Source organism: Azospirillum sp. B506 (assembly GCF_000333595.1).
GTDB lineage: Bacteria > Pseudomonadota > Alphaproteobacteria > Azospirillales > Azospirillaceae > Azospirillum.
The window spans coordinates 1-12,287 of record NZ_BADK01000354.1 but is presented as its reverse complement, the minus strand read 5'-3'; the positions used below and the strand labels follow the sequence as shown (position 1 = coordinate 12,287).

Below are 12,287 nucleotides of genomic sequence, written 5' to 3'. Positions count from 1 at the left end.
CTTCGACCAGGACGACGAGGCGGTGGGCGCCGGCTTCCTCTATTTCCTGGTCGCCCATGGCGGCTCGGTGCTGATCATGGCCGCCTTCTTCCTGATGGCGAACCAGGCCGGCAGCTTCGATTTCGCCGCCTTCCGCGCCCATCCGCTGCCGGCCCCGCTGGACAGCGTCGCCTTCCTGCTGGCCTTCATCGGCTTCGGCGCCAAGGCCGGCATGATCCCGCTGCACATCTGGCTGCCGCGCGCCCATCCGGCCGCCCCGTCGCACGCCTCGGCGCTGATGTCGGGCGTGATGATCAAGATCGGCGTCTTCGGCATCGTCAAGGTCGGCATCGACCTGCTGGGCGCCAGCGCCGGGCCGGCGATGCTGGGCTGGGGCCTGCTGGTTCTGGCCTTCGGCGCGGTGTCGTCGGTGCTGGGCGTCGTCTATGCCCTGGCCGAGCACGACATCAAGAAGCTGCTCGCCTACCACTCGGTCGAGAATATCGGCATCATCCTGCTGGGCGTCGGCACCGGCATGATCGGCATGGCGCTGCACCAGCCGGTGCTGGCGGTGCTGGGCCTGATGGCCGGCCTCTACCACCTGCTGAACCATGCGGTGTTCAAGGGCCTGCTGTTCCTCGGCGCCGGCTCCACCATCTTCCGCATGCACACCAAGGACATGGAGGAGATGGGCGGGCTGGCCCGCAACATGCCCTGGACCGCCCTGTCCTTCCTGGTCGGCGCGCTGGCCATCTCGGCGATCCCGCCGCTGAACGGCTTCGTGTCGGAATGGTACACCTACCAGGCGCTGTTCGCCGCGGCGCTGGACGGCACCCCGCTGGTGAAGTTCGCCGCCCCCATCGCCGCCGTCATGCTGGCGCTGACCGGCGCGCTGGCGGTGATGTGCTTCGTCAAGGCCTACGGCATCATGTTCGCCGGGGCGCCGCGCAGCCATCATGCGGAGGAGGCGCGCGAGGCGCCGGCCGCGATGGTCGCCGGCATGGCGGTGCTGGCCGTCGCCTGCGTGGCACTCGGCCTGCTGGCCCCGCTGGTGGCGCCGGTGATGGGCCGCATCGCGGCGGCGACCATCGGCACCGCTCCGGTGACGCTGGCGGTCGGCGCCACCCTGCTGCCGGGCGATGCCCAGCAGGCGACGCTCTCCACCCCGCTGATCGCCATCCTGCTGATCGCCATGGCCTTCCTGCCCATCGCGCTGAAGGCGGCCTTCGCGGCCAAGCGCGGCGGCGACCGCAAGGTGGCGGCCCCCTGGGCGGCCGGCTATCTGCCGGACCACCACATGCCCGCCAGCGCCGGCGGCTTCGCCCAGCCGATCCGCATGTTCTTCGCCCCGCTCTACAGCATGCGCCAGGCGATTGCCGGGCGCTGGACCGGCATCGCCCACGGCTTCGAGCGGGTGGTCACGCTGGCGCGGCGCACCGAACCGCTGGCCGACCGCAACGTCATCGCCCCGATCGCCGGTGCGGTCGATGCCAGCGGCAAGTGGCTGCAGATCATCCAGGCCGGCGATTTCCGCATCTACTGCCTCTACATCGTCGCGGCGCTGATCGCGCTGCTGGCGCTGGCCGTCTGACGGGAGGACGCCATGCTGACCTTCTCACACCTGATCCTGGGACTGTTCCAGGCGCTCCTCCTGCTCGCCGCGGCGCCGCTGGTTTCCGGCCTGTCGCGCATGGTCCGGGCAAAGCTGCACACCCGCCACGGGCCGGGCCTGCTGCAGGACTATCGCGACATCGCCAAGCTGCTGACCCGCCAGGATTTGAACCCGCCGAACAGCGGCTTCGCCTTCCGGGCGATGCCAGCGGTGATGCTGACGACGGTGCTGGTCATCGCCATGGGCATCCCGATGCTGACCCGCTTCACGCCGGTGGCGCCCATCGGCGACCTGATCACGGTCATCTATCTGTTCGCGCTCGCCCGCTTCTTCTTCTCGCTGTCCGGCATCGACAGCGGCAGCTCCTTCTCCGGCATCGGCGGCAGCCGCGAGCTGACCATGGGCGTGCTGGTGGAGCCGGTGATGCTGCTGTCGCTTTTCGTCGCCGCCCTGCTGGCCGGCTCGACCAACCTCGGCGCCATCGGCAGCGCCATCGCCGACGGCCATGTGCGGTCGGCGACCGCGACGGTGATCGCCGCCCTGTCCTTCGCCTACGCCATCTACATCGAGCTGGGCAAGCTGCCCTACGACATGGCGGAGGCGGAGCAGGAGCTGCAGGAAGGACCGCTGACCGAATATTCCGGCCCGTCGCTGGCGCTGATCAAGTGGGCGATGGCGCTGAAGCAGACGGTCGTCGTCGCCTGGTTCGTCGGCGTCTTCCTGCCCTTCGGCAGCGCCCCCGAGATGACGTTCTTCGGGCTGCTGTTCGGGCTGGTCGCCTTCGCCATCAAGCTGGTCCTGATCTTCGCCGCCGTCGGCGTGGTCGAGAACAGCGTCGCGCGCGTCCGCTTCCGCCTGACCCCCCAGCACAGCTGGATCGGGGTCGGCGCCGCCTCGCTCGCCTTCGTCTTCTATCTGGTCGGCCTGTGAGCCGGCGAGGGGCAGCATCATGATAACACTCCCCACGGAACCGCTCGGGCTGTTGGCGCTGGCCGCCATCCTCGTCCCCTTCGGCGGTGCGGCGGCCATCGCGGCATCGGAACGGGCATCGGCCAAATGGCTGTGCCAGGGCTTCGCCGCCGCCACCGTCGCGGTGATCGCCATCCTCGCCATGTCGCTGCTCGGCGACGGCAAGGTCGGCGGCACCTATGAGCTGATCTCCTTCGGATCGGTCTCGATCCTCGGGCTGGTGGTGGACAGCGTCAGCGTGCTGATCGCGCTGGCGGTGATCGCCATCGGCCTCTTGGTGGCGGTCTATTCCGCCGCCTACCTGAACGCCGGCAACCGCGAGCATCCCGACATCGGCCGGCGGCGCTACTACGCCTTCCTGCTGGTGTTCATCGGTGCAATGACCGGGCTGGTCTTCAGCTCCACCGTGGTCGGCCAGCTCGCCTTCTTCGAGCTGACGGGCGCCTGCTCCTGGGCCCTGATCGGCTATTACGAATCGCCCAAGGCCCTGCGCTCTGCGGCCAAGGCGCTGCTGGTCACCCATGTCGCCTCGCTCGGCCTCTATGTCGCGGCGGCGCTGCTGTTCCTGTCGACCGGCACCTTCGCGCTGACCGCCATCGCCGATCTGGCGCCGGGGATGAAGGCGGCGGTGCTGCTGGCGATCCTGGTCGCCGCCTGGGGCAAGTCGGCCCAGCTGCCCTTCCACATGTGGCTGCCCGACGCCATGGAGGCCCCGACCCCGGTCAGTGCCTATCTGCATGCGGCCTCGATGGTGAAGGTCGGCGTCTACATCTTCGCCCGCGGGCTGATGTCGGCCGGCGGCGCGCCGGAGATCGTCGGCTGGGTCGGCTCGATCATGGCGGTGCTGACCCTGGTCTACGGCTTCTTCATGTATCTGCCGCAGGTCGACCTGAAGCGCCTGCTCGCCTATTCGACCATCACCCAGCTGGCCTACATCCTGCTGGCGCTGTCGCTGTCGGTCTTCGGCTCCGACCTCGCCTTCAAGGGCGCCATCGCCCACATCTTCAACCACGCCTTCGCCAAGACGCTGTTCTTCCTGGTCGCCGGTGCGCTGAGCTACACCGCCGGCACCCGGCTGCTGCCGTCGCTGCGCGGCATCGTCACCAAATCGCCGCTGCTGGGCGTCGCCTTCGTCTGCGCCGCGCTCGCGATCACCGGCGTGCCGCCCTTCAACGGCTTCTTCAGCAAATTCGCCATCTTCGCCGGCGGGTTCGAGGTCGGGGCGCATCACTGGGCGCTGATGGTGCTGGTCGTCATCGCGCTGGCGGAATCGGTCGGCTCCTTCGCCTGGTTCCTGAAATGGCTGGGCCATTCGGTGCCCGGCAAGCCGTCCACCACCATGGCCGCGGCGGCGCCGCTGCCGGCCGGCATGAAGTTCGTGCTGGTGGCCCTGATGGCGATGACGGTGGTCTCAAGCTCCATCGCCGCCTCGTGGCTCGGTTGAGGGAGGGAACGGTCATGAACGGATTTCTCATCGTCAACGGCCTGTCGGGCCTGCTGATCGTCAGCTCCCTTCTGGTCACGCTCGCCGGCAATCCGGCCAACTCCGCCCGTTTCTATGCGCTGCAGAGCTTCATCCTGGTGATGCTGTTCGTGGCGCTGGCGGGGGCCACCGGGTCGGGCGAGCTGTATCTCTGGTCCTTCACCGCGCTGCTGACCAAGGTGATCCTGGTCCCGGCCATCATGTACCGCGCCTTCCGCCGGCTGAGCGATCCCGCCATCGGCACCGGTGCGGTGATGCCGACGGCGCTGTCCATCGTCGGCGCCGCGGTCGCCCTCATCCTCTGCTTCGTCGTGGCGTCCAAGGTGACGCTGCCGGCGGCCGACGCCATCAAGCCGGCGCTGGCGGTGTCGCTCGCCCTGTTCTTCATCGGCCTCGCCTGCATCGTGGCGCAGCGGAACATCCTGAAGCAGGTGTTCGGCTATTGCCTGATGGAGAACGGGTCGCACCTGACCCTGGCCCTGCTGGCCCCCAACGCGCCGGAGCTGGTGGAGATCGGCATCGCCACCGACGCCATCTTCGCGGTGGTGGTGATGGCGGCGCTGGGATCGCGGATCTTCGACACGCTGCACACGCTCGACGCGCGCCAGCTCACGAGCCTGAAGGGATGACCGCCATGGTACCCTCGATCCTTCCCCCACTTCTGCTGATCGGTCCGCTGGCGGTGGCGCTGTTCCTGCTGACCCTGCCCTGGTTCCGGGAGTCGCTGCCTGAAGCCTTCGCGACCGACACGGGCAGCGTGACGCTGCTGGAGCGCATCCATCTGGGCTCCATCGGCTATGTCTTCCTGCTGAGCATCGCGGCGCTGATCCAGGTGCTGTCGAACGGCGCCATCTCCGCCTTCGGCGACTGGCTGTTCGTCGATGCGCTCGGCGCCGTCTTCATGATGCTGATCGGCGTGGTCGGGCTGATGACCGGCCTCTATTCGATCGCCTACATCCGCCACGACCTGGAGTCCGGCGCCATCGACGCCGGCAAGGTCCGCATCTACTACGGCTTCTTCAGCCTGTTCCTGTTCACCATGCTGCTGGCGGTCACCGCCAACAACATCATCATGATGTGGGCGGCCATCGAGGCGACGACGCTGGGATCCGCCTTCCTGGTCGGGCTGTACGGGCAGAAATCCTCGCTGGAAGCGGCCTGGAAATACGTCATCATCTGCACGGTCGGTGTCGCCTTCGGCCTCTACGGCACGGTGCTGGTCTTCTCCAACGCCGCCGACGTGCTGGCCGACCCGCACCAGGCGGTGCTGTGGACGGCCCTGGTCGGCCATGCCGCCGAGCTGGACCCGATGCTGGTCAAGCTGGCCTTCGTCTTCGCCCTGATCGGCTTCGGCACCAAGGCCGGCATCTTCCCGATGCATGCCTGGCTGCCCGACGCCCATTCCGAGGCGCCGAGCCCGGTGTCGGGCCTGCTGTCGGGCGTGCTGCTGAAATGCGCGCTGCTGATCGTCATCCGCTTCTACGTCATCACCGTCGGCACGGTCGGCGCCGGCTTCCCGCAGATGCTGCTGCTGACGCTGGGCCTGCTGTCGGTCGGCGTCTCCTCCCTGCTGTTCTTCGTGCAGCAGGATCTGAAGCGCAAGCTGGCCTATTCCAGCATCGAGAATGTCGGGCTGATCGTGGTGGCACTCGGCGTCGGCGGGCCGCTCGGCATCGCCGCGGCGCTGCTGCACGCCATCAACCACAGCGTCACCAAGGCCCTGTTCTTCTGCAGCGCCGGCAACGTCCTGATGAAGTACGGCACCCGCGACCTGCGGGCGGTGAAGGGCGTGCTGCGGGTGGCGCCAGCCACCGGCCTCCTGATGATGGGCTGCGCGCTGGCGCTGGCCGGCTTCCCGCCCTTCAACATCTTCGTCAGCGAATTCATGGTCTTCATGGCCGGGCTGAACGAAGGCTATGGCTGGATCATGGCGCTGTGCGCGCTGTTCCTGTGCATCACCATCGCCGGTCTGGTGAAGATCGTCGCCGACAGCGTGCTGGGCAAGAGCCCGGAGACGATGGCGAAGGGTGACGTCGGCTGGAAGGCGCTCGCCCCGCTGGGCGTGCTGGCGGTGCTGGTGCTGACGCTGGGCTTCGCCGTGCCGCAGCCGCTGTCCACTCTGGTGCAGCAGGCGACGACGGTGGTGATGAACGGCGACAGCCGCCCGGTGGTGGCCGCCCCCTGGCAAACATACGACACGGTCCGCGCCGGCGGACAGCTGGTGACCGGCAGCCTCTCGCAGACGGAGATCTCCAAATGAACATCCTCACTCCGGACCGGGTCGGGAGCGGCTACATCGCCTCCCTGCGCGAGAGCCTGCCCCATGCGATCCTCGATGAATCCTGGCAGACCGAGTCCCAGGTCACCATCACGGTCAAGCCGGTCTCGTTGCCCGACGTCGTCGCCAGCCTCTATTACGACCACAATGGCTGGCTGTCGGTGGTCGTCGGCAACGACGAACGGCCGCTGAACGGCGGCTACGCCGTCTATTACGTCCTGTCGATGGAGGGCGGCGACAAGTGCCATGTGGTGGTGCGCTGCGAGGTGCCGGCCGACACGCTGGAATACCCGTCCGTCACCCCCAGGGTGCCCGCCTGCGTCTGGGGCGAGCGCGAGGTGCGCGACATGTTCGGCCTGCGCCCGGTCGGGCTGCCGGACGAACGCCGCCTCGTCCTGCCCGACGACTGGCCGGACGAGCTCTATCCGCTGCGCAAGGATTCGATGGACTACCGGCTGCGCCCGGCGCCGACCAGCGACGACGAGACCTACCAGTTCATCAACGAGGCCAAGCAGGAGACCCGTGTCGTCCCGCTGGGGCCGCTGCACATCACCTCGGACGAGCCCGGCCATTTCCGCCTGTTCGTCGATGGCGAGGACATCATCGACGCCGATTACCGCATGTTCTACGTCCACCGCGGCATGGAGAAGGTGGCCGAGACGCGGATGGGCTACAATGACGTCACCTTCCTGGCCGACCGCGTCTGCGGCATCTGCGGCTATGCCCACAGCGTCGCCTATGCCAGTTCGGTGGAGAATGCGCTGGGCATCAAGGTGCCGCCGCGCGCCCAGGCCATCCGCTCCATCCTGCTGGAGACCGAGCGGATGCACAGCCATCTGCTGAATCTCGGCCTCGTCTGCCATTTCATCGGCTTCGACACCGGCTTCATGCAGTTCTTCCGCGTGCGCGAGAAGGCGATGACGCTGGCCGAGCTGCTGACCGGGGCGCGCAAGACCTATGCGCTGAACCTGATCGGCGGCGTGCGCCGCGACATCCTGGGCGACCAGCAGGCCAAGACCCGCGAACTGGTCGCCGAGCTGCGCGACGACGTGACCCGGTTGGTCGACGTGCTGCTGTCCACCGCCAACGTCAGCGGCCGCGTCAAGGGCGTCGGCCGGCTCGACCCGCAGATCGCCCGCGACTACAGCCCGGTCGGGCCGGTGGTGCGCGGCAGCGGCCACCGCCGCGACACCCGCGCCGACCATGCCTTCGCCGGCTACAAGCTGCTCGACATGCCGGTCCATGTCGAACAGGGCTGCGACGTGCTGTCCCGCACCCTGGTGCGGGTGGCGGAGTTCTTCGACAGCCTGTGGATCATCGAGAAGCTGCTGGACAACGCCCCGGCCGGCCCGGTGTTGACCGAGGATTTCACCTATGTCCCGCACAAGTTCGCGCTGGGCTTCACCGAGGCGCCGCGCGGCGAGGACATCCACTGGTCGATGACCGGCGACAACCAGAAGCTCTACCGCTGGCGCTGCCGCGCCTCGACCTACAACAACTGGCCGGTGCTGCGCTACATGCTGCGCGGCAATACGGTGTCGGACGCCCCGCTGATCGTGGGCAGCATCGACCCCTGCTATTCCTGCACCGACCGCGTGACCGTGGTGGACGTGCGCAAGAAGCGCTCCAAGACCATCGCCTACAAGGAGATGGAGCGCTACTGCCGCGAACGCACGGATTCACCGCTGAAGTGACGGGGGGCGGACATGCTCAAGCTACTCAAGGAAATCTTCCGCACGGGCGAGGCGACGGTCAAATACCCCTTCGCCCCGATGCCGGTCTGCAAGGACTTCCGCGGCAAGCCGGAACACAAGGCTGAGGACTGCATCGCGTGTGCTGCCTGCACCGTCGCCTGTCCGGCCAACGCCATCCAGATGGAGACCGACACCGCCGCCGGCAGCCGCACCTGGTCGATCAATTACGGGCGTTGCGTCTTCTGCGGCCGCTGCGAGGAATCCTGCCCGACCGGCGCCATCCGCCTGTCCGACGATTTCGAGCTGGCGGTCGGCAGCAAGGCCGACCTGACGCGCAAGGCCGTCTTCACGCTGGCCGACTGCGCCTGCTGCGGCAAGCCCTTCGCCCCGGCCAAGGAGGTCGATTACGTCGCCCGCCTGCTGAGCCAGTCGGCCCGCAGTGCGGAAGAGGCGGACCGGCTGCGCCTGACCGCCGCGACCTGCCCGGCCTGCAAGCGCGCCCAGGATGTCCACCACATCGCCGGCATGGGCATCGCCCGGCAGATGGAAGCCGGCCTCTCGAAAACCGGAAAGCCGGCCAAGGAACTGGAGACCACGCCATGAACGTCCCGGTAGACCCCAAGACCCTGGTGGCGGAGATGTCGCCGGTCTCCACCAGCGAACAGATCGCCACGATGAAGAAGGCGCTGCTGAAGAACATCCAGCGCTCCGCCTACGTCTATCGCGTCGATTGCGGCGGCTGCAACGGCTGCGAGATCGAGATCTTCTCGTCCATCACCCCGGTGTTCGACGCGGAGCGCTTCGGCATCAAGGTGGTGGCCTCGCCCCGCCATGCCGACATCCTGCTGTTCACCGGCGCCGTCACCCGCTCCATGCGGATGCCGGCGCTGCGCGCCTACGAGGCGGCGCCCGATCCGAAGATCGTGGTGTCCTACGGCGCCTGCGGCTGCACCGGCGGCATCTTCCACGACCTCTATTGCGTCTGGGGCGGCACCGACAACATCGTGCCGGTGGACGTCTACATCCCCGGCTGCCCGCCGACGCCGGCTGCGACCATCCACGGCTTTGCCGTGGCGCTCGGCCTGCTGGAGCAGAAGCTGAAGGCCGAGACCCATGTCGAGGCCGCCGGCGAGACCGCCGCCCTGCCCCATCCCGACATCCCCTATGCCTTGCGGGTCCGGCTGGAACGCGAGGCGCGGCGGATGGCCGGCTACCGCCAGGGCCGCGACATCGCCGAGGAGTTCATGGCCCTGCTGGAGGGGCACGCGCACACGCCGGGATCCTTCAGCCTGTCCGAGCGGATGCTGGAGGCCATCGGCGAGGAGCGCGACCCGCGCCGCGCCGAGATCATCGGCCGCCTGGCCGAGGTGGTGCAGCAGGCCATCCGGGGAGAGACGCCATGACCAGCCTCGCACAGGCCGCCGATCCCGGCTCCATCCCCGGCCTGCGCGCCGGCCGGGGTGCGGCGCCGGAGGTGGTGTTCTACCAGCTGAACGCCAAGGTGCTGGAGCGCAAGGAGGATATTCCGGAGGATGCCCGGCAGGTGGTCTATTATTCGCTGGCCATCGGGCATCACATCGGCGTGTTCGACTGCTTCAAGCCGGCCTTCCGCTGCACCACCGCGGTGTTCGACCGCGTTCTCGACACGCTGAAGGACAATGAGGAGGCGCACCGCAAGCTGTCGGGCCTGCTGCGCTTCGGCGAGATCACGGTGGACAGCACCCACATCCGGCCGCTGATGACGGCCGTCGAGGCGGCGCTGCCCACCGCCCCGCCCGACGTGGCGGCCTGGCTCGACCGGCTGCGCACGGCGCTGGACGCCATCCGGCGCGAACCCGCGATCTATCTGATGGGGAGACGGCTGTCATGACCGATGTCGTATTCACGGTTGGGAATGTCCTGCGCGGCGACGACGGCGCCGGCCCGCTGCTGGCCCAGCTGCTCGACGAGCAGCCGGCCCCTGGCTGGACCGTGGTCGATGGCGAGGATGTCCCGGAAAACCACACCCACCACATCCGCTCGCTGGCGCCGCAGCGGGTGCTGATCGTCGACGCCGCCGACATGGAGCTGCCGCCGGGCGAAGTCCGCCTGATCGAGCAGGACAACGTCGCCGAGCAGTTCATGGTCACCACCCACGCCATCCCGCTGAATTTCCTGATCGACAGCCTGCGGGAAACCGTGCCGGAGATCCTGTTCCTCGGCATCCAGCCGCAGGACACCAGCTTCTTCGCACCGGTCACCAGCACGATCCGCAACTCGGTGGAAGCCGTTCACGAGCGGCTGGTCCGCGGCGAGGGGTTCGAGGCCTACGAGACAGTGGGCTGAAACGGTGGGCTGACAACAGTACCCCGGAGCGCCGGCGCCTCTCCTGTCGCAACGCTCCGGGCAGTGAACAGGACGCCGACGGCGTCACCGATCGGCGCTGAATTGCCGGTCGCCCCTCCCCCTGGCCGACGACCCCTTGCACATCCGTCGGCAGGCGCCGGGACAGACCGTGTCCGGAACAACTCAAGGCAAGCGGAGGACACCGCCATGGCGGATCCTGCATCGAAAGACACACCGGTTCTCGGCATGGACGCCTATTCGCCCGCCGAGATTCAGGACAAGGTCGAAAAGCTGGGGGTGAAGAAGGCGACGATGCCCTTCCTGCCCAGCTTCATGCTGGCGGTGGTCGCCGGCGGCGGCATCGGGTTGGGCGGCATGTTCTTCGTCATCGTGCTGGCCGATCCGGCGCTGAGCTTCGCCGTCCAGCGGGTGCTGGGCGGGCTGGTCTTCTCGCTCGGCCTCGCCATCGTCATGGTCGGCGGGGCGGAGCTGTTCACCGGCAACTGCCTGATCGTGATGGCGCGGGCCAACGGGCAGATCAGCACGGCACAGGTGTTGCGCAACTGGGCGACGATCTGGATCGGCAACGCCGTCGGGGCGATGGGCCTCGTCTTCCTGATCTATATGTCGCACCACACCGAGATGAACAACGGTGCGGTCGGCGCCGCCGTCCTGAAGCTCGCCATCGGCAAGATCGCACCCGACGCGGTGACGATCTTCTTCAAGGGCATCCTGTGCAACCTGCTGGTCTGCCTGGCCGTCTGGCTCGCCTATGCCGGCCGCACGGTGACGGACAAGATCGTGGCGCTGACCCTGCCGGTCGCCGCCTTCGTCGCCGCCGGGTTCGAGCACTGCATCGCCAACCTGTATTTCCTGCCGTTGGCCTATGTACTGAAGGTGACGGGCCATGTGCCGGCCGGGCTGGACGTCTCGATGATCACGGCGGGCGGCATCCTGCACAACCTGCTGTTCGCCACGCTCGGCAACATCGTCGGCGGTTCGGTGTTCGTCGGCGGCATCTATTGGCTGATCTACCGCAAGGGGCTGGGCGGCCTGACCCCGTTGCCGTCGCGCAAGCCGCTGTCGTCGGTGGGGCAGCCGGCGGCGACGCATTGATGGCAACCCGCTGAGACACAACGCCCGCGGGCCGGCGACGAACCGGTCCGCGGGCTTTGTGTTTCGGGCCTGACTGCTCAATCGGGCATCGCGATCCGCGGAATGCCGGCGGCAGCGGTCCGGTGAACCATGCCGAAGGAACAGCGGCTCGACACCACGACGAAGCCACCTGCTGGATCGGTTCCGGCACGGGCCAGCGCGCCGGCCTGCCGGTTCAGGGGCGCTCCCTTGGCAAGCGGATGGGGTGAGAAGCGGTACCCACCACGCCGCGGTGACCGAAAGCTGCCGCCGGCTGTTCCTGTTGCAGTCCATTCCCGTCCCTACAGGGTTCATGCCTCCGACCCAAGCGCCCCAGACCACACCCCCGTCCAGCGCCCTCCTTGCCAGAACCCTCGCCCGCAGGGAGAGGCAGCAGGAGCTGTTGGCCGGCTTCGGCACGGCCGCCCTGAAAAGCACCGACCTCACCGCCCTTCTGCAGCAGGCGGCCGCCCTGTGCGCGGAAGGGCTGGAAGCCGACCTGTGCAGGGCGCTGGAACGGGAGATGGAGCCTGACGGTACGGACCGCCTGCTGGTCCGCGCCGGCGTCGGCTGGAACCCCGGCGTGGTCGGACGGCGGGCGGTCGGCGCCGACCTCGCCTCTCCCGCCGGTTATGCGCTGAAGACCGGCGAGCCGGTGATCGCAAACGATCTCGGAACCGAGACCCGCTTCCGCAACCCCGACCTGCTGGTCGAACATGGGGTGAAGCGCGTCATCGACGTGATCGTCCGGGGCGCAGGGGAGACCTTCGGTGTGCTGGAGGTCGCCAGCCGCCGAGAGGGCCGTTTCACCAG

General features: G+C 68.1%; 13 protein-coding genes. 12 read left to right on the top strand and 1 reads right to left on the bottom strand.

Annotated elements, in window-relative coordinates:
• The 11 genes from hyfB to I71_RS10875 all read left to right on the top strand — a co-directional run.
• Positions 1–1,570 (top strand): hydrogenase 4 subunit B (gene hyfB, locus I71_RS10925; protein WP_042694845.1); only part of this gene is annotated, 1,570 nt, incomplete at its 5' end.
• Positions 1,571–1,582: 12 nt separating this feature from the next.
• Entirely contained in the window at positions 1,583–2,521 is a 939-nt protein-coding gene (locus I71_RS10920; RefSeq protein ID WP_042694844.1) for a respiratory chain complex I subunit 1 family protein, read from the top strand.
• Positions 2,522–2,540: 19 nt separating this feature from the next.
• Positions 2,541–4,004: a hydrogenase 4 subunit D gene (locus I71_RS10915; protein ID WP_042694842.1), complete on the top strand. Its 1,464-nt coding sequence runs from the start codon at positions 2,541–2,543 to the stop codon at positions 4,002–4,004.
• Between the two features lie 14 nt (positions 4,005–4,018).
• Positions 4,019–4,672 carry a hydrogenase 4 membrane subunit gene (hyfE, locus tag I71_RS10910; protein WP_042694840.1) on the top strand — a complete coding sequence of 218 codons (654 nt, stop codon included), beginning with the start codon at positions 4,019–4,021 and terminating at the stop codon, positions 4,670–4,672.
• A gap of 5 nt (positions 4,673–4,677) precedes the next feature.
• Positions 4,678–6,303, top strand: coding sequence for a hydrogenase 4 subunit F (locus I71_RS10905; RefSeq protein WP_244433758.1), 1,626 nt, complete (start codon positions 4,678–4,680; stop codon positions 6,301–6,303).
• Positions 6,300–8,015, top strand: coding sequence for an NADH-quinone oxidoreductase subunit C (locus I71_RS10900; RefSeq protein WP_042694837.1), 1,716 nt, complete (start codon positions 6,300–6,302; stop codon positions 8,013–8,015). Before I71_RS10905 ends, I71_RS10900 begins: the two co-directional genes overlap by 4 nt.
• 12 nt (positions 8,016–8,027) lie before the next feature.
• The gene (locus I71_RS10895) at positions 8,028–8,618 is read left to right on the top strand and encodes a formate hydrogenlyase complex iron-sulfur subunit (RefSeq protein WP_042694835.1); all 591 of its coding nucleotides are present in this window, start codon (positions 8,028–8,030) and stop codon (positions 8,616–8,618) included.
• Complete coding sequence (locus I71_RS10890) at positions 8,615–9,418, top strand: NADH-quinone oxidoreductase subunit B family protein (protein WP_042694833.1); 804 nt, start codon at positions 8,615–8,617, stop codon at positions 9,416–9,418. The genes I71_RS10895 and I71_RS10890 overlap by 4 nt, the downstream gene beginning before the upstream one ends.
• A complete protein-coding gene (locus tag I71_RS10885; protein WP_049976038.1) occupies positions 9,415–9,885 on the top strand; it encodes a formate hydrogenlyase maturation HycH family protein in 471 nt (156 codons plus the stop codon). The genes I71_RS10890 and I71_RS10885 overlap by 4 nt, the downstream gene beginning before the upstream one ends.
• Positions 9,882–10,340 (top strand): hydrogenase maturation peptidase HycI, encoded by a 459-nt coding sequence (gene hycI / locus I71_RS10880; protein WP_042694831.1) that lies wholly within the window; start codon positions 9,882–9,884, stop codon positions 10,338–10,340. The genes I71_RS10885 and hycI overlap by 4 nt, the downstream gene beginning before the upstream one ends.
• A gap of 207 nt (positions 10,341–10,547) precedes the next feature.
• A complete protein-coding gene (locus I71_RS10875; RefSeq protein ID WP_042694829.1) occupies positions 10,548–11,456 on the top strand; it encodes a formate/nitrite transporter family protein in 909 nt (302 codons plus the stop codon).
• A 77-nt stretch (positions 11,457–11,533) separates the two neighbouring features.
• On the opposite strand, the gene I71_RS39645 is transcribed toward I71_RS10875, so the two are convergent.
• Complete coding sequence (locus tag I71_RS39645; protein ID WP_280109868.1) at positions 11,534–11,653, bottom strand: formate dehydrogenase accessory sulfurtransferase FdhD; 120 nt, start codon at positions 11,651–11,653, stop codon at positions 11,534–11,536.
• Positions 11,654–11,877: 224 nt separating this feature from the next.
• Here I71_RS39645 and I71_RS10870 point away from each other — a divergent pair.
• Positions 11,878–12,287, top strand: a 410-nt coding sequence (locus tag I71_RS10870; protein WP_244433757.1) for a GAF domain-containing protein, incomplete at its 3' end; no start/stop codon positions are given.

What these genes read in the sequence shown, in the direction of transcription:
- I71_RS10920 (WP_042694844.1), top strand. Translation starts at nt 1,583, where the DNA reads ATGCTGACCTTCTCACACCTGATCCTGGGACTGTTCCAGGCGCTCCTC.
- I71_RS10915 (WP_042694842.1), top strand. Translation starts at nt 2,541, where the DNA reads ATGATAACACTCCCCACGGAACCGCTCGGGCTGTTGGCGCTGGCCGCC.
- hyfE (WP_042694840.1), top strand. Translation starts at nt 4,019, where the DNA reads ATGAACGGATTTCTCATCGTCAACGGCCTGTCGGGCCTGCTGATCGTC.
- I71_RS10905 (WP_244433758.1), top strand. Translation starts at nt 4,678, where the DNA reads ATGGTACCCTCGATCCTTCCCCCACTTCTGCTGATCGGTCCGCTGGCG.
- I71_RS10900 (WP_042694837.1), top strand. Translation starts at nt 6,300, where the DNA reads ATGAACATCCTCACTCCGGACCGGGTCGGGAGCGGCTACATCGCCTCC.
- I71_RS10895 (WP_042694835.1), top strand. Translation starts at nt 8,028, where the DNA reads ATGCTCAAGCTACTCAAGGAAATCTTCCGCACGGGCGAGGCGACGGTC.
- I71_RS10890 (WP_042694833.1), top strand. Translation starts at nt 8,615, where the DNA reads ATGAACGTCCCGGTAGACCCCAAGACCCTGGTGGCGGAGATGTCGCCG.
- I71_RS10885 (WP_049976038.1), top strand. Translation starts at nt 9,415, where the DNA reads ATGACCAGCCTCGCACAGGCCGCCGATCCCGGCTCCATCCCCGGCCTG.
- hycI (WP_042694831.1), top strand. Translation starts at nt 9,882, where the DNA reads ATGACCGATGTCGTATTCACGGTTGGGAATGTCCTGCGCGGCGACGAC.
- I71_RS10875 (WP_042694829.1), top strand. Translation starts at nt 10,548, where the DNA reads ATGGCGGATCCTGCATCGAAAGACACACCGGTTCTCGGCATGGACGCC.